The sequence below is a fragment of the Chryseobacterium tagetis genome (assembly GCF_016735585.2).
GTDB lineage: Bacteria > Bacteroidota > Bacteroidia > Flavobacteriales > Weeksellaceae > Chryseobacterium > Chryseobacterium tagetis.
Genome location: NZ_JAERSE020000005.1, coordinates 193866 through 218940, shown reverse-complemented (window position 1 = coordinate 218940; position 25075 = coordinate 193866). Strand labels below are relative to the sequence as shown.

General features: G+C 35.8%; 25 protein-coding genes. 15 read left to right on the top strand and 10 right to left on the bottom strand.

The window, feature by feature from the left end:
- Positions 1-69: 69 nt before the first annotated feature.
- The 3 genes from JI747_RS17795 to JI747_RS17785 form a co-directional block, all read right to left on the bottom strand.
- Positions 70-1050: a pyruvate dehydrogenase complex E1 component subunit beta gene (locus JI747_RS17795; RefSeq protein ID WP_225690219.1), complete on the bottom strand. Its 981-nt coding sequence runs from the start codon at positions 1048-1050 to the stop codon at positions 70-72.
- Between the two features lie 205 nt (positions 1051-1255).
- Positions 1256-1675: a DUF2147 domain-containing protein gene (locus tag JI747_RS17790; protein ID WP_225690218.1), complete on the bottom strand. Its 420-nt coding sequence runs from the start codon at positions 1673-1675 to the stop codon at positions 1256-1258.
- Between the two features lie 151 nt (positions 1676-1826).
- A complete protein-coding gene (locus tag JI747_RS17785) occupies positions 1827-3758 on the bottom strand; it encodes an LTA synthase family protein (protein WP_225690217.1) in 1932 nt (643 codons plus the stop codon).
- A gap of 137 nt (positions 3759-3895) precedes the next feature.
- On the opposite strand from JI747_RS17785, the gene JI747_RS17780 reads away from it, so the two are divergent.
- From JI747_RS17780 to JI747_RS17755, 6 genes are read left to right on the top strand one after another with little or no spacing between them, the layout of a single operon-like run.
- On the top strand, positions 3896-4615 hold the full coding sequence (locus JI747_RS17780) for a CDP-alcohol phosphatidyltransferase family protein (RefSeq protein ID WP_225690216.1): 720 nt from the start codon (positions 3896-3898) through the stop codon (positions 4613-4615).
- A gap of 56 nt (positions 4616-4671) precedes the next feature.
- On the top strand, positions 4672-5436 hold the full coding sequence (locus tag JI747_RS17775) for a 3'-5' exonuclease (RefSeq protein ID WP_225690215.1): 765 nt from the start codon (positions 4672-4674) through the stop codon (positions 5434-5436).
- Positions 5437-5439: 3 nt separating this feature from the next.
- Positions 5440-5838, top strand: coding sequence for a putative signal transducing protein (locus JI747_RS17770; RefSeq protein ID WP_225690214.1), 399 nt, complete (start codon positions 5440-5442; stop codon positions 5836-5838).
- 12 nt (positions 5839-5850) lie between these two features.
- Entirely contained in the window at positions 5851-6417 is a 567-nt protein-coding gene (locus tag JI747_RS17765) for a hypothetical protein (RefSeq protein ID WP_225690213.1), read from the top strand.
- A gap of 11 nt (positions 6418-6428) precedes the next feature.
- A complete protein-coding gene (locus tag JI747_RS17760; RefSeq protein ID WP_225690212.1) occupies positions 6429-7034 on the top strand; it encodes a fumarylacetoacetate hydrolase family protein in 606 nt (201 codons plus the stop codon).
- Positions 7035-7093: 59 nt separating this feature from the next.
- Positions 7094-7531, top strand: coding sequence for a universal stress protein (locus JI747_RS17755; RefSeq protein WP_225690211.1), 438 nt, complete (start codon positions 7094-7096; stop codon positions 7529-7531).
- A 75-nt stretch (positions 7532-7606) separates the two neighbouring features.
- Here the strand turns inward: JI747_RS17755 and JI747_RS17750 are convergent, their stop codons facing one another.
- A complete protein-coding gene (locus JI747_RS17750; protein WP_225690210.1) occupies positions 7607-7840 on the bottom strand; it encodes a DUF6341 family protein in 234 nt (77 codons plus the stop codon).
- 42 nt (positions 7841-7882) lie between these two features.
- Here JI747_RS17750 and JI747_RS17745 point away from each other — a divergent pair, with 42 nt between their 5' ends.
- On the top strand, positions 7883-8788 hold the full coding sequence (locus JI747_RS17745; protein ID WP_225690209.1) for a DUF6427 family protein: 906 nt from the start codon (positions 7883-7885) through the stop codon (positions 8786-8788).
- Between the two features lie 5 nt (positions 8789-8793).
- Positions 8794-9378: a DUF3109 family protein gene (locus JI747_RS17740; protein WP_225690208.1), complete on the top strand. Its 585-nt coding sequence runs from the start codon at positions 8794-8796 to the stop codon at positions 9376-9378.
- 82 nt (positions 9379-9460) lie between these two features.
- Here the strand turns inward: JI747_RS17740 and JI747_RS17735 are convergent, their stop codons facing one another.
- From JI747_RS17735 to JI747_RS17725, 3 genes are all read right to left on the bottom strand, one after another.
- Positions 9461-12316: a M16 family metallopeptidase gene (locus tag JI747_RS17735; RefSeq protein WP_225690207.1), complete on the bottom strand. Its 2856-nt coding sequence runs from the start codon at positions 12314-12316 to the stop codon at positions 9461-9463.
- 164 nt (positions 12317-12480) lie between these two features.
- Positions 12481-13164, bottom strand: a complete 684-nt coding sequence (locus JI747_RS17730; RefSeq protein ID WP_225690206.1) for a hypothetical protein — start codon at positions 13162-13164, stop codon at positions 12481-12483.
- 151 nt (positions 13165-13315) lie between these two features.
- Complete coding sequence (locus JI747_RS17725; RefSeq protein WP_225690205.1) at positions 13316-14059, bottom strand: DUF6261 family protein; 744 nt, start codon at positions 14057-14059, stop codon at positions 13316-13318.
- Between the two features lie 372 nt (positions 14060-14431).
- Between JI747_RS17725 and JI747_RS17720 the strand changes: the two genes are divergently transcribed.
- The 7 genes from JI747_RS17720 (at position 14432) to JI747_RS17690 (ending at position 20017) form a co-directional block, all read left to right on the top strand.
- A complete protein-coding gene (locus JI747_RS17720) occupies positions 14432-16087 on the top strand; it encodes a hypothetical protein (RefSeq protein WP_225690204.1) in 1656 nt (551 codons plus the stop codon).
- A gap of 5 nt (positions 16088-16092) precedes the next feature.
- Positions 16093-16500 carry a hypothetical protein gene (locus JI747_RS17715; RefSeq protein WP_225690203.1) on the top strand — a complete coding sequence of 136 codons (408 nt, stop codon included), beginning with the start codon at positions 16093-16095 and terminating at the stop codon, positions 16498-16500.
- A 110-nt stretch (positions 16501-16610) separates the two neighbouring features.
- Complete coding sequence (locus tag JI747_RS17710) at positions 16611-16964, top strand: hypothetical protein (protein ID WP_225690202.1); 354 nt, start codon at positions 16611-16613, stop codon at positions 16962-16964.
- Positions 16965-17150: 186 nt separating this feature from the next.
- The gene (locus JI747_RS17705; RefSeq protein ID WP_225690201.1) at positions 17151-17609 is read left to right on the top strand and encodes a hypothetical protein; all 459 of its coding nucleotides are present in this window, start codon (positions 17151-17153) and stop codon (positions 17607-17609) included.
- Between the two features lie 77 nt (positions 17610-17686).
- Positions 17687-18658 carry a hypothetical protein gene (locus JI747_RS17700; protein ID WP_225690200.1) on the top strand — a complete coding sequence of 324 codons (972 nt, stop codon included), beginning with the start codon at positions 17687-17689 and terminating at the stop codon, positions 18656-18658.
- A 16-nt stretch (positions 18659-18674) separates the two neighbouring features.
- Entirely contained in the window at positions 18675-19256 is a 582-nt protein-coding gene (locus tag JI747_RS17695; protein WP_225690199.1) for a DUF6705 family protein, read from the top strand.
- A 173-nt stretch (positions 19257-19429) separates the two neighbouring features.
- Positions 19430-20017, top strand: coding sequence for a DUF6705 family protein (locus JI747_RS17690; RefSeq protein WP_225690198.1), 588 nt, complete (start codon positions 19430-19432; stop codon positions 20015-20017).
- Positions 20018-20498: 481 nt separating this feature from the next.
- Here the strand turns inward: JI747_RS17690 and JI747_RS17685 are convergent, their stop codons facing one another.
- The 3 genes from JI747_RS17685 to JI747_RS17675 form a co-directional block, all read right to left on the bottom strand.
- Entirely contained in the window at positions 20499-21833 is a 1335-nt protein-coding gene (locus tag JI747_RS17685; protein ID WP_225690197.1) for a trigger factor, read from the bottom strand.
- A gap of 141 nt (positions 21834-21974) precedes the next feature.
- Positions 21975-22562, bottom strand: a complete 588-nt coding sequence (locus JI747_RS17680; protein WP_225690196.1) for a hypothetical protein — start codon at positions 22560-22562, stop codon at positions 21975-21977.
- 49 nt (positions 22563-22611) lie between these two features.
- Positions 22612-24996: a TonB-dependent receptor gene (locus JI747_RS17675; RefSeq protein ID WP_225690195.1), complete on the bottom strand. Its 2385-nt coding sequence runs from the start codon at positions 24994-24996 to the stop codon at positions 22612-22614.
- Positions 24997-25075: the final 79 nt, after the last annotated feature.

The following is a 25075-nucleotide window of genomic DNA, read 5'->3' as shown; positions in this document are numbered from 1 at the left end:
TATATCCCCAAGAACTTTTCTTCATGAATATAATAAATGAAAAAACTTCCTTTCGGAAGTTTTTTTCTATTACTTAACGTACATTGCTTTTTTAATCTCCTCTTTTACTTTTTCAAGTTTAGGGAACCATTCTGCAAATAATGCAGCTGAATATGGTGCAGGAGCATCAGGAGTCGTAATTCTCTTGATAGGCGCATCTAAATAATCGAATGCTTTCTGCTGTACCATATACGTAATTTCAGAAGAGATTGACCCAAACGGCCAAGCTTCTTCTAAGATCACTAATCTATTTGTTTTCTTTACAGATTCTAAAACCGTATCAAAATCTAAAGGACGAATTGTTCTAAGGTCGATAACTTCTACAGAAATCCCTTCTTTCTCCATATCTTCAGCAGCCTGAATCGCTAACTTCATGATTTTTCCGAAAGAAACTAATGTAACGTCTGTACCTGTTTTCTTAATATCTGCTTTCCCGATTGGTAAATAGTATTCTTCTTCAGGAATTTCCATTTTATCTCCATACATCTGCTCAGATTCCATGAAAATTACAGGATCGTTATCCTGAATAGCTGTTTTCAATAATCCTTTCGCATCATAAGGGTTTGAAGGAACCACTACTTTAAGACCCGGAACGTTTGCAAACCAGTTTTCAAAAGCCTGAGAGTGTGTAGCCCCCAATTGTCCTGCAGATGCAGTAGGCCCTCTGAAAACGATAGGACAGTTCCACTGACCACCACTCATCTGACGGATCTTTGCCGCGTTATTAATAATCTGATCAATACCTACCAATGAGAAATTGAACGTCATATACTCTACAATTGGTCTGTTACCATTCATTGCTGCCCCTACAGCGATCCCTGTAAAACCAAGCTCAGCAATTGGTGTATCGATTACTCTCTTAGCACCAAATTCATCCAGCATTCCTTTTGAAGCCTTATATGCACCATTGTATTCTGCAACTTCCTCCCCCATTAAAAAGATGGATTCGTCTTTACGCATTTCCTCGCTCATTGCCTGTGCAATTACCTCACGAAAAGTATATTCTGCCATATTTATTTGAAAAATTTAGACTACAAAAGTAGTGTTTTTTTATTATACACATCATAAAAAAGAGATCACATTCGCTAAGATTTTTGTATTAATTTTAATTTAAATTACATTTTCTTCCGGTTTATTTAATTCTTTATAAATCCTCTAAAAATAAAAGACGGTATCTCTAAAGAAATACCGTCTTACAATTCTATTTACACTTATTTTAGTTTGCTTTCTGCCAAGTCTGCGTTCTTCCGATTAAAGACAAACCAATATATCCTCTTACATTTAACTGATCACCGTCTTTTGTGATGGTACACTTATATGTTTTTCCAGTTTTAGGGTCTGTAATGGTTCCTCCTGTAAACTCATTATCTTCTTTTTTCAGTCCTCTGATGATTTCCATTCCTAAAATTGGCTTCCCTTTTCTGTCGTCTTTACAAGCTGTACAGTTTGGATCAGCAGGCTTAATCAACAACTGAGAAACTTTTCCGTAATATTTCCCGTCAGATTTTTTATAGATCTCTACGATAGATTTAGCCTGTTTCGTTTCATCATCTATTGTTTTCCATTTCCCTTCAATCTGTGCGAAAGACAGTACTCCCAATAAAGAGAAAGCAGATGTTAATAATAATTTTCTCATATTTTTTATAGTTTTAATTCTGATACGATAATTTAGTTGTCTATTTACTGTTAAAAATATAAATTAATTTTAAACAAACAAAAACTTTTATTATCCTAGGCATATATAACAAGAGGCATACCAACTTTAAGAATTAAACATTTATTAAACGTTAATCCATTTTTCTATTGATCACCCTGTTCATATAATCCTGATACCACGCTTTTGCGATCAGTTTTCCTTTTTCTACTTCAGGATTGTTCTTCAACTGCCCCATCAGATTTTTTTCTAATCCCAGATCTGTTTTATCAAATACTCCAACAATTTCTTTTCCGTCAAAACGATAAACATAATTACCAATAATAAACTGCTCTACAGCACCATCGGAATTGGCAATAATCGGAGTATATTTTTTATCACTTACCAGACTTCTTCCCCAGCTTCTTATTTTTTTATCATACCCTATTAAATCAGCCAGTGTAGGATAAATATCAATTTGCTGTGCAAGCTCCTGATTCACGCCTTTCAGATTATATTCAGGATTTGGAGAGTACAAAATTAAAGGAACAGCAAAACGGTTCATGATTTTTTCATATTCCGGATAATATACTTCATTGGTATGGTCTCCTGTAAATACGAATATGGTATTGTTGTACCAAGGTTGCTTTTTAGCCGTTTCAAAATACTTTTTAATTGAATAATCTGTATATTGTATAGGCTCATGCATCTGATTTTTTCCTTTTTTGAACTTCCCATTATACTTTTCAGGAATTTTGAAAGGGTGGTGAGAAGAAGCCGTGAAAACCGTTGCCATAAAAGGTTGCGTTTTTCCTACATTTTTAGCAAAATATTGCAAAAAAGGTTCATCCCAGATCGCCCACATTCCGTCGAAATCACTATCATTATTATATTCCGTTTTCCCATAGTAATGTTTAAACCCAAGAATATTTCCAAATCCTAAAAATCCCATAGAACCATTCGGAGCTCCGTGATAAAAGGAAGTATCATAACCTAAATCATTACAGATAGAAACAATAGACTGTATCTTCTGATTGGAGTAAGGCGAGCTTGTAAAAGCATCCGTCAAACTCGGAATTCCTGCCAAAACAGAACTCATCCCGTGAATAGACTGTCTTCCGTTCGCAAAAGTATTCGGAAATATTAAACTCTGTCCCGCCAAACTATCGATGAACGGTGTATAAGAAACATAATCCTTGATATTTTTGTCTTTATTAAATGCTCCGGAATATTCTCTGCTAAAAGATTCTACAATGAAAATAACAATATTCGGTTTGTTTGCGACTTTCCTGTCATACTGTTTATAAGGCTGAATATTTTCATCTATAAATTTCTGATCTACAAAATGTACCTCTTTGAAATTATTGGTATTCAATGTTCTGAAGAACGAAAACGTACTGTTCAGCACCATATTTCCCTGAGCCGGAAGCTTTACAAAACGGTTCGCATCTACCAAATTAATCGGTCTTGTACTGTGTTTAAAATCTCCTCGTATTCCTCCAACAGTTAAAACAGCAGTGATACAAAGTGTTACAATGGATAAAATAAAGTAAGGAACCAGCTTCACAGGTTTTTGTTCTGTAATTTTCACTTTTTTATAAAGGAAAACCCAAAGCCACATCAAAACGACAAACCATATTAAAATAAAAGGATTCTGCATCATAGAAGCAGTGAACACTTTAAAAATATTGTTTTCGTGCTGTGCTACCTGAAACGCAGCTGAGGTAAGCCTCGTCTGGGAAAATTTAAAATATTCAAAATCCCCGAAGTTCATGGCATAGGTAATTCCGTTGGTGATAAAGTACAGCCAGAAAAGGATTTTCTGATATACTTTCTTCGTGTTGATCACAATAGGAATCAGACTCAACAGAATAAAAAGGGCATTTACGTATAAGATCGCAGTGGTATCAAACGCAATCCCGTGATAAGACAGGCTGAAATAATCTGAAACCGAGTCTACTTTAATCAACCCTTTATTAAAATACCAAAATAAAAACCTGGCAATCTGATAGAAAAAATAAGCTAAAAAAATCCGGTACAACAATACCAGAACTTCCTGTTTCCTAAATTCTTTAAAAAATCTCATGACGCAAATTTACATCAAATTCAGATACGATGAATGGAACAATGCACCAATATAGAAATGTGATAATAATCGGTACGTCCTTAAATTGATACAGCCTTACATTCATTTATTTGATATATTATTTTAATTTTGTGGCTATGAATTTTATTAAAAATAATCTTGCGAATGCCATCACTCTGGGAAACCTGTTCTCGGGCAGTGTGGGAGCCATTCACCTTATTCTTGGCGATTATCAGACGACAGCGGTTTGCATTATTCTTTCTTTGATTCTGGATTTTTTCGACGGCTTCGTAGCCAGAGCTTTAAAATCGAATTCAAACTTAGGAGTTCAGCTGGATTCCTTAGCCGATATGGTGAGTTTCGGACTGATTCCGGGATTGGCAATGTTTAAAATGCTTGAACCTTTTGGTACTCATCTTTTAGGATTCTCTTTACCTTTTGAAATCAAATATCTTGGATTGTTTATCACGCTGTTCTCATGTCTGAGACTGGCTATTTTCAATTTAGATGAAGATCAGAAATACTATTTCAAAGGCCTGAATACTCCTTCCAATACCATTCTGGTATTTGGAATTTATTATTATTTAGTAGAAAAAGCGTCACCGAAGATTTTCGAAAACGAAACCTTTAGCTTAGGTCTTATTATATTGACCGTTTTGTCTTCGTGGCTTCTGATTTCACCGATAAAAATGATTGCGATGAAATTCAAATCGATGAAATTACAGGACAATTATCCTAAAGTCGCTTTATTAATAGGCTCAATCCTTATTCTGGCGGTTTTCAGAATCGCAGGAATTCCTTTGGTGATTATCTATTATATTTTTATTTCAATTATCTTTCAAAAGCAATTAAAATAGGAAGGTGAAATTTCATTTTCAAATTAACCCATTCTCAAATTTTCAAATTATAAAAAATGAACTTAAAACTATATAAACCTCTTTGCATCTTCGATCTTGAAACTACAGGAACCAATATCGGAAAAGACCGGATTGTGGAAATCTGTATTTTAAAAGTAAATCCGGATGCTTCAAGGGAAAGCAAAACGTGGAAAGTAAATCCTGAAATGCCTATTCCTGTGGAATCGAGCCAGATTCACGGAATATATGATGAAGACGTAAAAGATGCTCCTACCTTTAAACAAATCGCTTCAAAAATCATGGAAATGATTTCAGGAGCCGATTTAGGAGGTTTTAATTCCAACAGATTTGATGTACCATTATTGGCTGAAGAATTATTGAGAGCTGAGATCGATTTTGATCTTAGTAAATTCAAATTGGTAGATGCACAGACTATTTTCCATAAAAAAGAACCCAGAAACTTAGGAGCTGCGTATCAGTTTTACTGTGGAAAAACATTGGAAAATGCCCACTCTGCAGAAGCTGATGTAATGGCAACTTTTGAAGTACTTGACGCACAGGTTGGAAAATATGAAGATGTTCCGAATGAAGTTGCAGAGCTGAGCGAATTTACATTTCACAACAAAAATGCAGATTTGGCAGGATTTATCGGATATAATGATAAAAATGAAGCGGTTTTCAACTTCGGAAAGTATAAAGGACAAGGCGTGAAAGCCGTTTTCCAGAAAGATCTTGGATATTTCGGATGGCTTCAGAATGCGGATTTCCCTTTGTACACAAAGAAAGTCTTTACAAAAATTCAATTGTCAAGTAAGTTTTAAAACATGAACGAGCTGGTTAAATTTAAATTTTATGAAACTGCCCTTCAAGCGAATAGAGACAAACAAATCCTGGCTGAAAACGGGATCAACAGCTTTATTGCGAATGAACAGCTGATTCAGTCAGATTGGCTGCTTTCTCAGGCGGTTGGAGGTATCCAGCTGCAGGTTTTTGAAGAAGATCTGGAAAAAGCAAAACAGGTTTTACAGGATTATAAAGAGAATGAAGAGTTTTCTTTGGAAGTTGAACATACCATTGAAGATCCCGAATTCGATTTCGTCTGTCCCAAATGTGGTTCCAATCATATTTACAGAGATGATAGCGCTACGAGTTTCTTTGGTATTTCCATTGTAAAGAGTCATAAGTTTATATGTTACTATTGCGGAAACGAGTTTATTCACTAAAAACTTTTCCTAATGAGTAAAATAAAGAAGTTTGGAAAATATGTATTGATTGCTATCATAGGATTTCTCCTGTTTATTTCAGGGAAGTATCTCTTTTTCTGGAGTTCTGTTGAGATTGATCATAATCTGAGTAGAAAGACTTTATTTAAAGATTTTAATCATCAGAAACAGGAATACATTGACGGAGGAGATTCTGACGAAATAAAAACAAATAATTTCCGGGTAAAAATAGACAGCCTTTCCACAGAATCTTACGGATATTATATTCAAGACAATCCTCTTTCTTTAGAAATACGAATCGTAACGGGAGACGGATACAGCGGCGGAGGCTACAGCATAAAAATTATCGGAAATCGGTATCAGGTTTCTCCTTATCACTATACCGACAGTCCGCGGTTTTTTGATTTCATCAATGAAGATTATTATAAGATCATTAACAGCAAGGTAATTCTTAATAAAGATTCTTATAAGAAAGGAGACAGTATTTTTGGATATACTGAGCTTAAAGTTCAGAAAAGATATGGCCCTGAAAAGTATTTTGTAGAAGGAAAGGGATATTTCAAAGGAGTGGTAAATTAAATTAAAATAATATGAAAATAATCTGCATAGGAAGAAATTACAGCGAGCACGCAAAAGAACTGGGAAACGAAATTCCTGAGAGACCCGTAATTTTCATGAAACCGGATACAGCCGTTTTAAAAGGAAATGATTTTTACATCCCTGAATTTTCCGACGATGTTCATTATGAACTAGAAGTTGTTGTTAAAATTTCGAAGGGTGGAAAGTACATTCAGAAAGAATCTGCCCACAAGCATTACGAAGAAATCGGTTTAGGAATAGATTTTACCGCAAGAGATCTTCAAAGTGATCTTAAATCGAAAGGTTTACCTTGGGAACTGGCAAAAGGCTTTGACGGTTCGGCTGTAATAAGCAGTTTCTTCAAAAAAGAAAAATTCAATCTTTCATCACTTAATTTTTCATTATTAAAGAACAAAGAAAAAGTACAGGACGGAAACACACAGGATATGATGTTCAGCATTGATGATATCATTACTTTCGTTTCGCAATATTTCACTTTAAGAGTGGGAGACCTTATCTTCACAGGAACTCCAAAAGGAGTTGGAAAAGTAAATGAGAATGATATTCTTGAAGCTTATCTGGAAGAGGAGAAAGTGTTAGATTTAAGAATATTGTAATTTTAAAATTTTTCATATATCCATTTTTTTCTTACCTTTAAGAGACAAAATATGAAAATATGATAAACATAGTATTACCCGTAGATTTTGGGGAAAAAACAGATCAGCTGATAGAGGGAGCCGTAAAGTTTGCAAAACAGGTCAATGGAAAAATAAATCTGATTCACGTTGCTCCTACTGATATAGGTTTTGCTATTGGCGATATGGGATATCAATATTTCCCTGAGGTAGAAGAAAACGAGATCAGAGAGGAATTGGTACAGCTCAACAAACTTCAGCAAAGGGTTCTTGCCCATGATATTGATTGCGAACACCTTTTAAAACAGGGAATCGCAAAAGATATTATTCTGGAATATGCAAAAACCAAACATGCTGATTTTATCGTAATGGGATCACACGGAAGAAGTGGTATCTACGATGTTTTTGTAGGAAGCTTAACGAAAGGACTTACCAAAAGTTCGCCGGTTCCGGTATTGGTTCTCCCGATACATGATTAAGCATTTTAAGGATTAAAGATAAAAAAACCGATCAAATATAGTATTTGATCGGTTTTTTACTATATAACCAATTAATTAACCTTCTTTTTTGTAGATCTTTGGATCGTAGTAAGGATTTTTTCCTTCTGTAGGAGAATAATAATCTTTGTCTTTATTATTACCCAATGTTGATACTAATACATAGCACCAGTATGTAAACATTACACAGCAAACAATAAACAAAATCCAGTTTAAAACATTTCCAAATGCATCATAAAAACCGAAAGACCATTTGAAAACTTTACTTAAGAATAGAAAGAAAGACGTCATTATTTTCCTTTTTTAAATTAACTTTGCACAAATTTATAAAAAATGTTTAAATTACTTTCAAAAGAAAGCAATATTTTTTCGATACCAGTCTATATTGTTTTTCTTCTTTTTATAGTAATCTTATTTAACATACTGAATTTCAATACTTATGAAGCAATTATTGCCGGGATTACATTTTTGGGAATTGCTTTAGGTTATTTTTGTTTTCACTCGATTGCTCTTAATTACCAGACTCACCTTCCTTTATTTTTATATACATTTTTTGTTTTCGGGTTATATCCGGGCGGGCTGGATATAGGTATTGCCGTTGCTCTGCTTACCAATTCATTTCTTTTGCTTCTTCTTACAAGTACCAATGAGGATCTAAGAAAAAAATCTTATGTATTGGTAGGTGCTATTGTGGCTCTTACTTTCATATTTCTTCCCACCACATGGCCTATGGCTATTTTTGTTCTGATCCACGTGATTGCAACATCGGAAAGGGTGAGTTTAAATATTATCCGATTTTTACTGGGAATTCTTCTTATTGTGACCAGTTATTTTTCGATCATGTACTTCTTAGATTTCACTACATGGAATCTTGATTATTTTCCGTTTGGAAAAATGAAGATCATTACAGATTATCATGAGGTTTTTCCTTTAATTCCTATTGCCCTGCTTCTAATATATGCGATATATGACCACTTCAGCAATTACAATAAAAAAAGTCCTATAAGCAAGTACAAGTATACTTTCCTGTTGGTTTTTTCATTGGCTCAGCTGGTGACCATTATTCTTTATATGAATAAAAATTACGAATACTTATTATTATTGGCATTCCCGGCCAGTATCATTTTAAGTAGAATGTTACGATTCCTCCCAAAATACTGGATGCGGGAAGTGAGTTTGTGGCTTATTATTTTAAGCCTGATTATGTTTAAAACAGAAACATATTTTGATATATTTTAAAGATTATGATTCAGATAGACGATAAATTAATTTCTGAGGATATATTTTCCGAAGAGTTTGTATGTAACCTTACCAAATGTAAGGGAGCATGCTGTGTAGAAGGAGATGTAGGAGCCCCTTTAGATAAAGACGAGCTCGAGATATTAGACAATATTTTTGATAAAATAAAACCTTACCTTACGCAGGAAGGGATAAAAGCACTTGAAGAGCAAGGAACATGGACTACAGATCCGTCAGACGGAATGTATGTAACACCTATGGTTGAAGACCGTGAATGTGCTTATGTAACATTTGATGAAAAAGGAATTACCAAATGCGGTATTGAGAAGGCTTATGAAGACGGTGCTGTAGACTGGCAAAAGCCGATCTCATGCCACCTTTACCCGATCAGGATCACAGAATATTCTACTTTTTCAGCGTTGAATTACCACGAATGGAATGTTTGCAGCGATGCCTGTACATTAGGAAAAGAATTACAAGTACCTGTATATAAATTCCTTAAAACTCCGCTTACGAGAAAGTATGGTGAAGATTTTTATACAACTTTAAGTGAAGTTGCAGAAGAATGGAAGAACGAATATGGTTCTTAACTGATCCCGAAAGCAAACGTTCAGAATAATAAAAAACCGCAGAGAAATCTCTGCGGTTTTCTGTTGAATATATTCTATTATTTTAGTTGGAAGCACCCGCTTTAGTAGCCGTTGCTTTCACCTCTTCTTTTTTGGCATTTTCCCAACCGTCTTCAGGCATTAATGTAGCCACCACCCTGTTTTTAGTCAGATATTTTTTAGCCACATCCTGCAGATCTTTTACCGTAAGTGCTTTTACTTTTTCCTGATAATTAAGGATTTCATATTTGTCACTTCCATCCAATTGGTTTTTAGATAGAGCATTCATCCAGTAATTATTGTCTTTAAGATCTGTTTTATAATCGTTCATCTCCCCTTCTTTATACTTATCCAAGTCTTTTTGTTCCGGGCCTTTATCAATCAGTTTCTGAATTTCTGCGATGGCGCTCTTCGTCAGCTTCTCAGCATTTTCCGGCCCGCAAGGGAAGCTTACGCTGAAAGAGTAATTACTGAAAGGAACTTTATACATTCCGCCTCTTGCTCCACCTCCGTAGATTCCGCTTTCGTCTTCTCTCAGTTTTTCAATCACCTTGATTGTAGCTACCTCACCTAAAGCTGAAAGCGCTAAAGCTTCCTTCTCACTGTAAGGAGTTTCTCCGGAGTACACGATCTGAACCATACTCTTCGGATCCTTCCCTTTCTTATACACTTTCGTATGATCTCCGGTAATGGATCTGTATCCTGTATCTTTGAAGTTCGTTGTTTTTCCTGTAGTCGGTAAACTAGCTATATATTGTAAAACTTCATTTTTAAATTTAGCTTCATCAATATTCCCTACGAAATAGAAATGGAAGTTTCCTGCATTGGCAAATTTCTCCTTATAAATGTCATACGCCTTTTTGTAATCTGTAGCCGCCCAGTCTTTTTCCAATGGAAGAATACCGATAAATCTAGGATTTTTCTGATTGGTAAACTTAGCATGTTCGTTTGCAAAATACGTCTGCGGATTAGACAAAAGATTATTCAGCATGGCAGACTGCTTCGTTTTGTAGGCATTAAATGCTTCAGGACTGTAATTTAACCCTGTAAAATAAGCATATACCAACTCCATTGCCGTACTCAGATCCTTTTGATTGGTTCTTCCATATACACCTTCCAGTGTACTGCTGATATATGGAGTGACATTCACCTGTTTTCCGGCAAGGTAATTCGTAAGGTCCGCTTTAGAAGCACCGTTTACTCCCGCTTCAGTTAAAGCCTGATAAGCAAACTGCGTTTTGTTGAAATCTGCATCAGGAATTAAAGAATTCCCCCCTAAGCTTCTTGCTGAAAATACAATTTCATCATCTTTAAAATCGGTTTTCTTAAAGGTAACTTTTGCTCCGTTGCTCAGCGTCCAAGTGGTTGTTCCCAGTTTTTCGTCGGTTTCGGTTTTAGCAATTTTCCCTTCGGATTTAAATGGCTTTACCAGATTTTTGATGGTTGCTTTTTCTTCATAAGGCTTAATGTCCGCCATTTTTACAGATTCAAAGGCATTAAGCACCATGGCTTCTGTAGGCATTTTAACATTATCCTTTTTCGGCCCTGTGATCACAATAACCCTGCTGTCATCTTTCACAAATTTCTTGATGATATCATTGGTCTGTGCCAGTGTTACACTTGGTAAGAATGTTTTGGTATCCTCGTATTCCCAAGCAATTCCCGGCATAGGTTCCTGCTCAAGGAAGTTTCTTACATATTCATCTACAAGCATATAACTTTCGGTCTTATCTCTGTTATTATAAGAGCTTTCAAGATTGGATAATACCTGAGATTTAGCCCTGTCAAGCTCAGATTGTGTAAATCCGAATTTCTTTGCTCTTTCCACTTCCGTTAAAAGCACCGTAAGCGCATTCAGCTGATCTCCTTCTTTCGTCATGGCAAACCCCTGGAAAGCTTCTTTGGTTCTGGCATACGTTCCGCCATGGTAAACAGATCCGTAGGTAAAAGGCGGGTTATTTGAATTAATTAATTCTCTCAATCTGTTGTTCAGCATCGTCGTTGCAAGATTTTTAACCAGACTTTGATTGTACTGTTCAACCGTAACATCCGGTGTATAGGCTTCTGAATCTTTCATAATGAACTGAACTCTGGAACTCGTCGCATCGGGATCGGTTTCAACAGCCACCAACGTTTCCTTATGATTTGGCAGGTCAAAAGTCTTTCTTTCTCTTGGCTTAGACGGATTTTTATACTTGCTGAAATTGTCTTTTATCTTTTTCTCCACTTCATCCACATTGATATCTCCTACTACCACAATCGCCATAAGATCCGGTCTGTACCAGTCCTGATGAAATTTTCTGATCACATCCGGTTTAAAGTTTTCCAGTACCTCTTTTTTACCTATCGGAAGTCGGTTGGCGTATTGGGAATTGTATAAGAGTTTTGGTAAATATTTATCAGACATTCTTTTATCTGCTCCCAATCCTAATCGTAGCTCTTCCAGCACTACACCTCTTTCCTTATTGATCTGTTCGTCAGAAAGTGTAGCATTGAACGCCCAGTCTTCCATTACTTTAAGGCCTGAATCAAGATTGCCCGGCTTGTCCAAAGGCACAGGAAGCATATATACTGTCTCATCAAAGCTAGTATAAGCATTAAGGTGCTGCCCGAATTTCACTCCTATCGACTGTAAGAAATCTACCAGTTTATTATCCGGAAAATTCTTGGTCCCGTTGAAGTTCATGTGCTCCATAAAGTGAGCAAGACCTCTTTGGTTTTCGTCTTCCAGAATAGATCCTGCGTTAATTGCCAGTCTGAAATCTACCTTCTTTTCCGGTAAATTGTTTTTTTTGATGTAGTACTTCATTCCGTTGGAAAGGGTTCCCATTCTCACAGAAGGATCTGCCGGAATATTCTGAGCAAAACCATTTGCAGAGGCAAAAAAGATCACTGCAAATGAAAATAACATTTTCTTCATTGTATTAATTATTAATTTTTTTCGGGGTAAAAATATCAATTATTCACTACGGAAGGAAATTTAAAAGTCTTATTTAACGTTAAAGTTCAGTTAAATAGCGTTAATTTTTCAATGCATAAAAAAAACCGGACAAACCCCGGTTTATTATGTTAAATACAATTGTATTATTTAAAATCAGCGTCAGTAACTCCTGAATTAAGAACTACCTTTGTGGTTTTGATGGCCACTTTCTGACCTCCTCCTTCAGCTTCAATGTCAGCCGGGAACTGAATTCCGTCAACTGTCATATAGCTTTTTACAAATGCGTTTCCTTCTTTTGTTTCAGACTTATATAATAAACCTGTAGCAGCATCAAAGTAAAACTTACCTTTATCTGAGCTCAATACATTGTAATCTTTACCGTCAATTTTTTCTACATTTACTGTAGTGAAGGTAGCTGCATCATATCCTAATGCATCCATCACCTTGCTCTTTTTAAGCTCAGCAATTTTATCAGCAGGAATATCCATTTTTTGTCCCATCTGATCCATATATCCTTTTTCACCGTCAAAAACCTGAACCATTTTCTGTCCCATCACCGATTGCTCAGATCTGAATTTGTTTCCCATTTTCTTAGTCGTCATCGCAACCTCCATTCCCTGTACAGAAAGGGTATTGTCTATCACCGAACTTTTTACAGCTTCTAATTTTGCTTTTCCTCCTAAAGCCTGAAGATAGTTATCGATCACCTGCTTAGAAGTAAGTGAAGACTTTGCAGCCGCTGCCTTTACGGGAGCTGCTTTTTGCTGAGCAGCTACTGAAGTAGAAAAAAGTACTGCGCAGAAAAACGGAATTATAATCTTTTTCATATATTTATTTTAAAGACGTAAATATAGGAATAATTGAATGAATACGTTTTTATAAAGGCAACAATTATCAAAAATGTCATTCTCAATTCATAAAACGCAATACAATCTTCAAACCTTTTACATTATGAGTCCTATGAAGCCTCGGAAGGTATTAAACAGCAGGATCAGTTCCCTTTTCGGGAGCCGGCGGAGTATTCTGCCTGTTCACCAGCAGTACATTATACTGTGCCGTAAGGGCATTGAGCTGGTTGATCACCGTTGCATAAGGCGAAGGCGGCACTTCTACCAGCAGATGAAGCGCATCGATCCGGTCTCTTAAAGCATAATAGGCTGCATTGGCCTCTTCTCTTTTCAGCTTGATGGTCTCCGGATTGGCATCTCCGTATTCCTGGGTACGCGAAAGGTATTTCCCGTTGAACAGGTCATTGGCTTCCTTCAGCTCGGCAAGCCAGCCCGAAAGGTCAAAATCTGTGATCACGGTACCCAGCTCGGGTTTGTTTTCCCAGTCGCGGATCAGGTTGCTGAGAACGGCTGTCTCTGCCTGGTAGTTGAGGCGGGCAATACCGCTGCCGTAGAGCGCCATATTATCGAGAAGCAACTGTGCTCTGGTGCATCTGCTTTCTTCATAATGATAGGTCTGGGCCATCAGGAAGTAGTACATCCCGTTGACGGCATTGTCTCTTCTCTCATCCAGCGCAATAAGTTCCTGGGTAATTTCACTCGCCATGGCCTTTTTGTATAAAGATTCCAATTCAGTAATCTTTGCAGAAAAAGCGGCAAGCTTGGTGTCGATCTGCAGTGTTGCGGGATTGTTCAGATTGATGATTCCCTCAAAGTCTTTCACGTACTGCAGGTATTCTGCATTACGAAGTAATTTTAATTCGATTGTGTTCATATTTTAAAAAAAATTGTGTTTTCTTTTCAGGGAGCATCCAAATGAGGGGAGCAAGGAGTTTTCCCTGTTTCCGGAAAGTCTGTCGCAGGGGTGCAGCCTACTTTCCCGGTGACCGGAAAACCTGTAGCGAGGGAGAAACAGACCGTCCGGAAAGACAGAAAGCTGGTGAGTGCCTTCTGCTTTATTTTTTCAATACCCGGCATTTCAGTTTCCGGAGGCACTGTGCCCCAGTACTATACCCGAAGTATCTTTTTCAAAAATACATAAATTTTTCATTTGGGGAAACCCGTAATGTTTTTTTATTTTTTATTTGAATATTTGCAGGGTTATAAAAAAATTATATATTTAACCCAACAAAAACACCAAATAACTATGAAGAAAAATTTATTTCTCAGGCTGTCGTTACTGGCAGTCTTTCTCACCGTACTACACGCCTGCCGAACAGACCAGTTCGCTGAACAGGAATCACACAGCAACACCTCAGGATTTCAGCTTACCTCGAAAAGGATCTCTCTGAATGAGGCTAAACACAAGGCAAAACTTATTCCTGAGCTTAATAAGGCTGAGGCCAAGATCAAGGCTAAAGTGATAAGCAACATAAATGGTAAAGTGATAAGCTACGGAAACGGCGTTTCTATAGATACGGATGAAGTGATCTATATTGAGAACGGCCCCAACTACCATACGTATACCTTCAATATAAGACACGAAAATGCTTCTGAAGATGCTCCGGTAGAGAATCTGGTACTGAGCCCTCTTACGGATGGTACCTACAGAGAACTTCTGGTGACCTACGATCTCAGTATTCAGGAAAAACAAATTCTGATGAATGGGGGCTATATCAATACTACCGGGAAAACAACCGTGACGGAGCTTACCCCCGGAACTTATAGCGGAAGTTTTTCACAGACAGGGAAACTCTCCTGCTCTTATCAAACCGTTACACTCAATCTTTCATGTGTGGAAGGACTGCATATGCCGGGGCAACAATGCATATATTCCGGGGATGATGGCCCCAGAACTCTTACAATGGTAGCGCTGGTTTGCGGTGCAGATACCAGCCTGGGAGATGATGGTGAGGGAGGAGGATCATCCGGCGGTTCCGGATCTGCCTCTCCCGGTGCTGGTGGTGGCGGCTTAGGAAACAAAGATGACGGAAGTGGAAATACAGGATCTCCAGCAAATGAACCGGGAGACTGTAATGGTGGACTTACCGCACCTCAAACACCAAGCTATGACATCAGTGATGGTGGATGTGGAAATAGTATACCTACCCAGCCTACTTTACCATTACCACCTAAAACAACTCCTTGCCAGAAAGCTATTAATAATAATTTAAATTCAAAAGAACTCTTAACAAAAATAAAAATTGCAAAGGCACAAACTCAGCTTACTGCTACTCTAGCTACTGATACAAACGAAAAATCTTTTTCATTTGGCAAAGATGCTATTGGTGATTATGATACAACGCCTATTAAAACTACAACTGCCGGAAATCAAGTAGGTTTACTGGTTACTTACCCAGGTCTTACTATAGAAGGAGGAGCACATACCCACACAATTGATTTATATAATTCTTTTTCTTCCGGAGATATTTATTCACTTCAGGGAGCTAATTCCTTAAATTCAAATTTTAAAACATTTTTTGTTTTTGCCAATGGCGGGGTAGTTTATGCGTTGACGATTACAGATCCCGTAAAATATGCTAATTTTGTAGCTAATTATCCTGCTGGGAATCATCTAGATATGTCGACATCATATTGGAAATCAACTTCACCTATATATTCTGATTCAGAGAATTTAAAAGATAGATTTGTGAAGCAAGGTTTATCAGATGATGATGCTTATGCCAATGCAGTAGCATTTGTACTAAATAAATATGATATGGGAGCGACATTAAGTCAACAAGATGCTACAGGGAATTTTAATTCTATCTTTATAGAAGAAAATATAATCAATATAAGCATATCAGGAATAAATGTTCCATTAACAATCTATACCCAAACCACAAAGTGTAATTTAAAATAAAGAAGATGAAAAATTTTAAATTTTTATTTGCTTTTGTGCTATTGATATTAGGAGTATCATCAGCAAAAGCACAACTTGATACCTTAAACTATCTTAAACAATTTGAAGCTAATAAAGCTAATTATATCAATAAACCGTTGTCTGTATTGCTAAATGATATGACGCAGATACAACCTAAAACCGCTTGGTCAGCAACACACCGTAAAAAAACGATAACTCCTGGTACAAGATTTAAGTTTTGTGATATGGAATTAAGTTTTCATAATGTCATTACATTACTTATCGAATGGCAAGATCCAATTCCTAGGGATCAGACAAAATATTATGAACAGAAAAATGATTTTTATTTTACCAATGAAGAAAGAATTTTTTATGGAAGTAAAATAATAAAAAATATTGTTGTTTACCGATGATAAGGAGCTATCAACTTTCAATAATTTTAATTATATCTTTTGCTTTTTCATATGCGCAGGAAGTTGTGAAAAGTAAAAACGGTGAAACTTATATTATTTTAAATTGTCATATGAAAAAACCAAAGTTCGATACTTTGGCATACCTCAAACAATTTGAAGCCAATAAAGCGAATTATATTAATAAACCGTTGTCTGTATTGTTAAATGATATGACGCAGATACAACCTAAAACCGCTTGGCCAACAACACATAGAAAAAAAACAATAACTCCTGGTACAAGTTTTAAGTTTTGTAATATGGAATTAAGCTTTCATAATAGCATTACTTTACTTATCGAATGGCAAGATCCAATTCCTAGGGATCAGACAAAATATTATGAACAGAAAAATGATTTTTATTTTACCAATGAAGAAAGAATTTTTTATGGAAGTAAAATAATAAAAGATATAATTGTTTATAGATAATAAAAATTAGCCGCCTTATTAATGAGGTGGCTAATTTTAAAATGTTCCGCTAACATTATGCAATTAAATCACATAATGTAACTTAAAATGAAAAGTTTTTAAATATTTATTTTTGAAAAATGTTATTCACAATATTGTGATTGCAAAATGATTTTATATTTTTAACGAACTTAAAAAAAACACATTATGAAAAAAAACTATGCACTGGGGCTGTTGCTCCTGGCAGCCATGCTTCTTTTTCTGCATTCCTGCAGGAACGATTATTTACAAGATCAGGCTGAAAGCTATAGCAACGCTTCAAAATTTCAGCTTACCTCAAGGAGGATCTCTCTGAATGAGGCTAAACACAAGGCAAAACTTATTCCTGAGCTGAATAAGGCTGAGGCCAAGATCAAGGCTAAAGTGATAAGCAACATAAATGGTAAAGTGATAAGCTACGGAAACGGCGTTTCTATAGATACGGATGATGTCATTTATATTGAGAAAGGGCCGGATATTCATTCATATACTTTCCACATTAATAGGGAAAACGCTTCTGAAGATGCTCCGGTAGAGAATCTGCTACTAAGCCCTCTTCCTGATGGCACCTACAGGGAGTTTCTTGTTTCTTATTATCTTTTTCCCCTGCCGAAAAGCAGAAGCTAAAAAATGGCATTACTGTAGATGTCAAAGGGAAAGTATATATATCCGAACTTCAACAGGGTACTTATAATAACGATGGAATGATGACTGAGTCTGAAATATCCTGTGAATGGGTAGAAGAATCATACTTTACAGCCTGTAGCAGTAACGAGCACTTCAACGGGGAAGCTTCTATCTCACAGGGAGGCCCATGTAAGGCAAATGTACAGTCACAGCTTGTTATCAATGTAGTACACCGATGTAAGCTTATTGCCTCGACAGCTTTAGGAGATGACGGAACAGGGGGTGGTGGCGGAACTCCTGGATCTGGTGGAGGACTGGGTGGAGGAAATGAAGAACCGGAGATCCCAACAAAACCGAACCTGCCACCGAGTAAAGGTAATAATAATCCTTGTGAGAAAATAAAAGCACAAAGAGCAGATATAAACTTTCAAAACAAAATAGCCGATCTGCAAGGAAAAACCAGATTAAAAAAAGAAACAGGGTACATTCAACGAGCCAATGGTGAATATACTTATAAGGACAATGCTTCTGCGACTAACCAGGCAAATGAACTATCTCTGCCTACAGCTGAAGAACCCGCAAATCAAGATATTATTGCGTACCTTCATACCCATGTGGATGACTATGAATATTATGATCCTGAAAACCCTGTGATAACGATAACCAAGAAAGGTTTTAAAATTTTTTCTCCGGCAGATATATCTTATTTTATGACGATGATAAAAAATGCACAGGATGCAGGACGACCTTTAGGAGATGTATATGCAGTTTTAGTATCTTCATTAAAGAATTACCAGATCAGGTTTACCGGAAATCAATATCAAATTAAAACTTTTACTGCCGATCAAAAAGAGACTTTTAGAGAAACCTTCATCAAGTATATGTCTAAAAACAAAAAAATGAGCTTAGAACTAAAATTCCTAAAATTTATAGATGAGTCAATGAATACAAAAGGAGTTTCTTTATATAGATTGAATTCTGATGGAACTACAGCAGAAATAAAACTAAATGCAGACAAAACAGATTTAGTTGAAATTACTTGCCCATAACTAATAAATAAATCTTATGAAAAATATAATTTTGATTCTTATAATATTTTTATTCTCAAGTATTTCATGCAAATCTCAGATTATTTCTTTAGAACAAGCTGTAATCTATGAACAAACAGGAAATATCCCACAAAACACTACCTATATAAAAGATATTAATAATTCTCTTAATAAATATACCGGAAATTGGAAGGGAACATATAATAATAAATTTTATGAATTCAACTTTATAAAACAAATTAATTATAGTAGTTTAGATGGAAATATAAAACGAGATAGGCTTATAGGCAGACTTAGAGTTACAAATTCTTTTGGTGTGATATTTTATGATAGTACTACTGAATTAGATGATTTAAAAACCAAATTTAAAGGAGATAATTTTCAGCCTGATTTAAAAGCCTATGTTATGTATTTTGTTGGAAACAGTATAGGATGCGCAGAAGCTGGGGATGTTTACTTAATAATACAGCCTGCAACACCAAATCAAATGAGTGTTATTATGATTCCAGATAATGATACTACAGAAGAGGGAGATTGCCCGTCAAATTTTCAACCCACAATACCATATAAGAAAACAATAAACCTAACCAAACAATAAAAATAAAATCCTTTCAATTTTTGGAAGGATTTTAAAATATATGATGACAAAATGAATTTAAAGGGGATCTCATTATTTAGAATGAATTCTGATGACACTGTCACAGAAATCAAATTAAATGCAGACAAAACAGATACAAGCGAAACTAACTGTCCACAATAAAAACTTCTTATATGAAAAATATATTCTTAATATTGAACATTTTTATACTTACAGCTATATCGTGCAATGCTCAAAGCACCATAAGTCTTGAAGAAGCTGCCGTTTATCCTGAACAACCAGATGGGAGAATGTTACCTTTAAATACAATTTACGTGAAGGACATAAATAATTCTCTTAATAAATATACCGGAAATTGGAAAGGTAGTCTAAATGGCAAAATTTATGAATTTAGTTTTATAAAAAAAGAAAATGTGGGAGGCTATGATGTCAATTGGGACTTTATAGTTGGAAGATTTAGGATTACAAATTCTTTTGGTGTTATATTTTATGACAGTACTACTGAATTGGATGATGATAAAACTAAATTCTGGGGGAAAAATTTCCAGCCTGATTTAAAAGCCTATGTTATGTATTTTGTTGGAAACAGTATAGGATGCGCAGAAGCTGGGGATGTTTACTTAATAATACAGCCTGCAACACCAAATCAAATGAGTATTATTATGATTCCAGATAATGATACTACAGAAGAGGGAGATTGCCCGTCAAACTTTCAGCCCACAATACCATATAAGAAAACAATAAACCTAACCAAACAATAAAAATAAAATCCTTTCAATTTTTGGAAGGATTTTAAAATATATGAAAAATGAATTTGAAAAGGAATAATATTATATAGGATGAAAGATAAAGTTGCTCAGAGCTTCGGTAATGGAAAAAGCTTGTACCGTAGAGATGGTACAACATGGGGAAAACTAATATTAGATACTGACGGCACAGTGAAAAAAGAAAACTGCCCTTTATAACTTAAAAAAAAGAAAAAATATGCAGTAATAACTAAGGCATTTGTTTTCTGAAATTGCATTTTTGTAAGAGGTTAGGAAAAGAAAATTACCATATTGGGAAAACATCAACTATGATTTATCCGTAAAATACTTTTCCTTTAGAAATGTTTTTTTACAAAACAGTAAAACAATAACGGTGACTCATTTATAAATTTTCACTAGCTATAAAAAACAGATATCAATACAAAAGCCACCAAAATATTGGTGGCTTTTTATATATTATTTAAGACTTAAAGAATTACTTCTTAAGTTCTTCCAAGAACTCGTCGTGAGAAATAGCAGTTTCTTTCTTAGTTGCTTTTTCAAGAATTACATCTTTCAGTTTCGCCATCGCTACTTCAGAAGAGATTTGTCTTACTTGTTCCTGATCTTTCAGCATTTCAACAGCATATTTCTGGATCTCCTCATCACCTAGGTGGTGGATTCCGTAGATTGCCAATTGGTTTCTTACCAATTGCTCAGCCTGTGCCAAAACATCAGCATAGTCTAACTGGATTTCGTTGTCAGTCATCAATTTTCCTTCGATGATCTGGTATTTCAACTGGTTTTTCTCTGCTTCAAGGATTTCCTTAGCCTGCTCTTCAGACTGAATGTTTTGGTTAGAGAACTGTAACCATTTTACCAAGAATGTTTCAGGAAGTGTTACTTCTTCTTTTTCAGAAACCTGCTCCAATACTTTATTCACAAAGTGAACATCAGCATTTTGCTGGAAGTACTCATCCAATTCAGATTTTACTTTTTCTTTCAATTCTTCTTCAGAACTGATTGTTCCTTCTCCGTATACTTTATCGAAAAGTTCCTGATTAAGCTCAGCTAAGTTAAGACCATAGAAATCTTTTACTTTCACTTCTACTTCAGCGTGGTGCAAGTGCTCAACTTCTTCTTTAGAGAATCCTAATTCTTTAGCCAATTCTTCGCTACCTGCCAATGTTTCTTTAGAAACTTTTACAGATCCGTCCATTTTCAAAGATTTTACCAATTTGAAAGCTTCTTTGTTTTCAGCTGTAATGGTAACGTTCTTTGGATGGTGGTGGTGCTCTCCTTCTGCATCTTCTTCAACAACCTGAGAAACTTCTAAAGCGATGTAAGAATCTTTATTGATTTTGTCTTGAGGAGCCTGCTCAGCGAAACGCTTCTGCATGTTCTCAATACTCTTGTTGATTTCTTTTTCAGAAGCCTCTACTTTGTAGTGAGGAGCTTCATATTTAGCCAAGTCGATTGTGAATTCAGGCTCGTACCCTACTTCAAAAGCAACTTCAAGCTGATCAGCATTGTAATCGAATTCGTTTACTGGCTGAGGAACAGGCTGACCTACTAATCTTAGTTTGTTTTCGTTCACGTACCCGTTCAAAGCATCAGAAACCTGCTTGTTGATCTCTTCAAAAGCAATCCCTGCTTCATATTGTTTTCTAACCATACTCAAAGGCACTTTTCCTTTTCTGAATCCAGGAACTTGTGCATTTTTAGCATAATTAATCAATTGTTTCTCAACTTTTTCCTTATAGTCAGATTTTTCCAATGTCACTGTAAGCAATGCACTTACATCATCATGGTTTTTTGCAGTAACCTTCATTATTGATTAAAATTTTAGGTTGCAAAAATATGAAAATTTTATGAAAATCACTCATTTAAAATCAACTTAAAAAGCCAAATAGTGTTAAATACAAAACCACCGGATTTTCCGGTGGTTTTGTTAACAAGATTAAAGGATATATTAATTAGTAATATTATAGCTTGCCTGAGCATCTGTCTCTCCTCCTACATGAGTTCCGTAAGTCACTCCGTTTCCGCTTACAGTAGCAGCTTCGGTTACACTTGCAGGCTCATGGAATAGGGTAAGAATTAATTGACTGGCTGATGAAGCATTATTTATTGCTTTGTTAACAACCCATTTAGTTTTTAAACCTACATGTATCCCGTTATATGTAGAAGAAGAATCATCTGTACGGGTTAATGTAATATCAGAGTTCGGAAAATTATATACAAGGAAATGCTCTTCTTTTGCATCTTTTATTTCCTGAGTAGCATCTTCATTTCCGTTTTTAAATTGCACCTCTACATTGTAAGTCTTTCCGTCTTGTACCTGGATAGTAGGATTTCCTCCCGCTCCCATACTATAATTATAGGTTTTAGTTACTGCATTGGGCACATCTTCAGTCACCAATAAAAGAATATTGGTAAGATCCTCCTGCGGAAGATCGTCTTCAGCTGCAGACCCGTCTCTCTGACAAGAAACGACTGTACCTGCGATGAATAAAACAGCTAATAATTTGAATATATTTTTAGTATTGAATACTTTCATTTTTTAAAATTTTAAGGTTGTAAATTTTGTTTAAAATAATTTGAGTCCTTTAGAATCTGTATCTAAAGTTTAAAATAAAGTTTCTTCCTGCCTCATCTGCGAAGAACCTCATACGGTTCAGATAATCTCTGTACGAAACATTGAAAAGATTGTTCACGATAAGACCCGCAGAAAGATTTTTGCTGATGTTGATCCCCGTCTGGATATTCCAAAGAGAATAGCCGTTTGGCGGAGTGCTCAAATCAACTTCTTTTTGCACTTCATCTCCATTGATATAAATAGGAATGGTTGCGTTATAAACCGGAAATCTGGTTTGTTTTAGAAACGTCTGGTTTTCTAAGGTAAAATAAAAATGATTCCAGTTTTCTTTATTGAATTGTAATGCATTTGAAAAATTCGGCGGCATCATCAGGATCAAAGGAACACCGTGTGTATCGTCCTGCCCATGCACGTAGCTTCCTTTTCCGACATAGGTAAGATTATCCGTAAGTTTAAAATTAACATCCAGATCTATCCCATACATTTTCGCATCGATCTGCTGATAAGACCACACAGGAAATACTCCTCTGATCGTATTCTGTACTCCGGTAGGAACTTCGTTGATGAAATTTTTGGTGATAAAGAAGTAAGGGTTTACAGAAACATTCAACCCTTTCAATACATTGAATTTTGAATCAACCGTTAAGTTAAACTGATGTCCCTGTTCATTCTTCAATCCCATATCCCCAATTTCGATCACAGAAGCCGAATGATGCAGCCCGTCTGAAAATAATTCAGCGATATTCGGAGTTCTTCCCACTTTTGCATAGTTAAATTTCAGATCAAAATTTGAATTGGGGCGATATTCCAATCCTGCATTGAACGAAATGTTCTGGTAATTCAATTGAGGGCGCGTAAGGATTCTGTTCTGATCTGTTTTCACATAAAACTGAGGATAAGAATCTGCATATCGGCTTTCCCAATCGCTTTTATCATACCATTTCGTCACGTCATATCGTGTAAAATCATATCTTGCCCCGACTTCCACATTAAAATCATGAGAGATTTTATATTTAAAAATCGAATATAATCCTGCAGCATATTTATCATAGTTCGGGATCAGACGTCTTGCTTTGGTAGCAGGATCTGAATAATTATTCTGGAAGCTCGCATCAATTCCCGTTTCCAGAGAGAATTTCCCTCTTTCCAGCAAATCATTAAGGTTGAACTGATGGGTCATTAATTCCAGATCAAGAGAAGGGGTATCTTTCAACTCACCTCTTCTAATGTCATATTCCTGTCTGTGGTTGAACTGATAGCTATAGGTTGCAGAAACTTTCCCTAAATTTTCAAATCTTTTGAAAGCGGAAACTTTTGCAATATGATGCTCTATGACCTGTCTAGGATTATCAATATCATAACTGAAATTTCCTGTATATACCGGAATTTTCGATGTAGTTGCATTGTAGAAATCTTCGTTGTTTCCTACGTGAGAACCTCTGTAAATTCCAATATTCTGGTTGGTTAAATAATAGTCAAATGAAATTCCTCTTTCATAGGTATTATTCTGAACTGTAAAGTTGAAGGAAGAAAAATCCATTCCCGTATTCATCAGATTATAATCAGGAGCACTCTGATCTCCTAATTTCTTGATGCTTCCTCCGGTTTTCACAGCCCATCCGTTTTTCCAGACTTTAGCAATATCTGCATCCAATCCAAGACCTCTTCCGTTGGAAATTCCTGAAAGATTTACCGAACCTTTAATGGTATCTTTTTTAGGGAAAATTTCGGGCTCCAATACAACAACCCCACCAATGGCATCACTTCCGTACTTCAATGCAGAAGCACCTTTTATAACATCAATATGCTGAAAGTTATTAATATCAACATTCGGTGCATGCTCCACTCCCCATTCCTGCTCTGCAAGTTTTACCCCGTTGTTCAGAATAGAAATACGGCTTCCATACAGCCCGTGAATGATTGGTTTTGAAATATTATTTCCTGTTTTGAGTGCACTTACTCCCGAAATTTTGGTCAACAGATTTCCCAGGTTATCTGTAGAATTTCTGTCTATTTCAGATTTATCGAGCGTCTTCACCACCAAAGAACCATTACTTTTATGGCTTCCATGAATGGTCACCGTTTCAATATCCTGAATATGGTGTTCAAGAGTAATTGTTAAATGCAAATCCTGAGTAACTCCTACATTTTCAGTATAATCATTACAATCAGGATGTTTAGCAATGAGTATATATTTTCCTGCAGGAATTTTATTAAATGAAAACTTACCGGTTTTATCGGTTTTTGCAGAAAAGTCTCCTATTTTCACGACTGCATTTTCCAGCATTGTTTTATCATGAAAATCCTGAACAGTCCCCTGTACTGCGTAAGTCTGCTGTGCGTTTGTCAATGCAAATCCACAAAGGATCAGCATAAAGCTATATATCAATTTCATTGTTAAATAGATTGATTGCGTACTTGTTATAAAGTACATTTTTCGAAAAAAAATTTAAAATACTGACTGATTAGTTTGT

Excerpts from the sequence above, each read along its gene's own strand:
- JI747_RS17795 (WP_225690219.1), bottom strand. The coding sequence starts at position 1,050 with ATGGCAGAATATACTTTTCGTGAGGTAATTGCACAGGCAATGAGCGAG.
- JI747_RS17790 (WP_225690218.1), bottom strand. The coding sequence starts at position 1,675 with ATGAGAAAATTATTATTAACATCTGCTTTCTCTTTATTGGGAGTACTG.
- JI747_RS17785 (WP_225690217.1), bottom strand. The coding sequence starts at position 3,758 with ATGAGATTTTTTAAAGAATTTAGGAAACAGGAAGTTCTGGTATTGTTG.
- JI747_RS17780 (WP_225690216.1), top strand. The coding sequence starts at position 3,896 with ATGAATTTTATTAAAAATAATCTTGCGAATGCCATCACTCTGGGAAAC.
- JI747_RS17775 (WP_225690215.1), top strand. The coding sequence starts at position 4,672 with ATGAACTTAAAACTATATAAACCTCTTTGCATCTTCGATCTTGAAACT.
- JI747_RS17770 (WP_225690214.1), top strand. The coding sequence starts at position 5,440 with ATGAACGAGCTGGTTAAATTTAAATTTTATGAAACTGCCCTTCAAGCG.
- JI747_RS17765 (WP_225690213.1), top strand. The coding sequence starts at position 5,851 with ATGAGTAAAATAAAGAAGTTTGGAAAATATGTATTGATTGCTATCATA.
- JI747_RS17760 (WP_225690212.1), top strand. The coding sequence starts at position 6,429 with ATGAAAATAATCTGCATAGGAAGAAATTACAGCGAGCACGCAAAAGAA.
- JI747_RS17755 (WP_225690211.1), top strand. The coding sequence starts at position 7,094 with ATGATAAACATAGTATTACCCGTAGATTTTGGGGAAAAAACAGATCAG.
- JI747_RS17750 (WP_225690210.1), bottom strand. The coding sequence starts at position 7,840 with ATGACGTCTTTCTTTCTATTCTTAAGTAAAGTTTTCAAATGGTCTTTC.
- JI747_RS17745 (WP_225690209.1), top strand. The coding sequence starts at position 7,883 with ATGTTTAAATTACTTTCAAAAGAAAGCAATATTTTTTCGATACCAGTC.
- JI747_RS17740 (WP_225690208.1), top strand. The coding sequence starts at position 8,794 with ATGATTCAGATAGACGATAAATTAATTTCTGAGGATATATTTTCCGAA.
- JI747_RS17735 (WP_225690207.1), bottom strand. The coding sequence starts at position 12,316 with ATGAAGAAAATGTTATTTTCATTTGCAGTGATCTTTTTTGCCTCTGCA.
- JI747_RS17730 (WP_225690206.1), bottom strand. The coding sequence starts at position 13,164 with ATGAAAAAGATTATAATTCCGTTTTTCTGCGCAGTACTTTTTTCTACT.
- JI747_RS17725 (WP_225690205.1), bottom strand. The coding sequence starts at position 14,059 with ATGAACACAATCGAATTAAAATTACTTCGTAATGCAGAATACCTGCAG.
- JI747_RS17720 (WP_225690204.1), top strand. The coding sequence starts at position 14,432 with ATGAAGAAAAATTTATTTCTCAGGCTGTCGTTACTGGCAGTCTTTCTC.
- JI747_RS17715 (WP_225690203.1), top strand. The coding sequence starts at position 16,093 with ATGAAAAATTTTAAATTTTTATTTGCTTTTGTGCTATTGATATTAGGA.
- JI747_RS17710 (WP_225690202.1), top strand. The coding sequence starts at position 16,611 with ATGAAAAAACCAAAGTTCGATACTTTGGCATACCTCAAACAATTTGAA.
- JI747_RS17705 (WP_225690201.1), top strand. The coding sequence starts at position 17,151 with ATGAAAAAAAACTATGCACTGGGGCTGTTGCTCCTGGCAGCCATGCTT.
- JI747_RS17700 (WP_225690200.1), top strand. The coding sequence starts at position 17,687 with ATGATGACTGAGTCTGAAATATCCTGTGAATGGGTAGAAGAATCATAC.
- JI747_RS17695 (WP_225690199.1), top strand. The coding sequence starts at position 18,675 with ATGAAAAATATAATTTTGATTCTTATAATATTTTTATTCTCAAGTATT.
- JI747_RS17690 (WP_225690198.1), top strand. The coding sequence starts at position 19,430 with ATGAAAAATATATTCTTAATATTGAACATTTTTATACTTACAGCTATA.
- JI747_RS17685 (WP_225690197.1), bottom strand. The coding sequence starts at position 21,833 with ATGAAGGTTACTGCAAAAAACCATGATGATGTAAGTGCATTGCTTACA.
- JI747_RS17680 (WP_225690196.1), bottom strand. The coding sequence starts at position 22,562 with ATGAAAGTATTCAATACTAAAAATATATTCAAATTATTAGCTGTTTTA.
- JI747_RS17675 (WP_225690195.1), bottom strand. The coding sequence starts at position 24,996 with ATGAAATTGATATATAGCTTTATGCTGATCCTTTGTGGATTTGCATTG.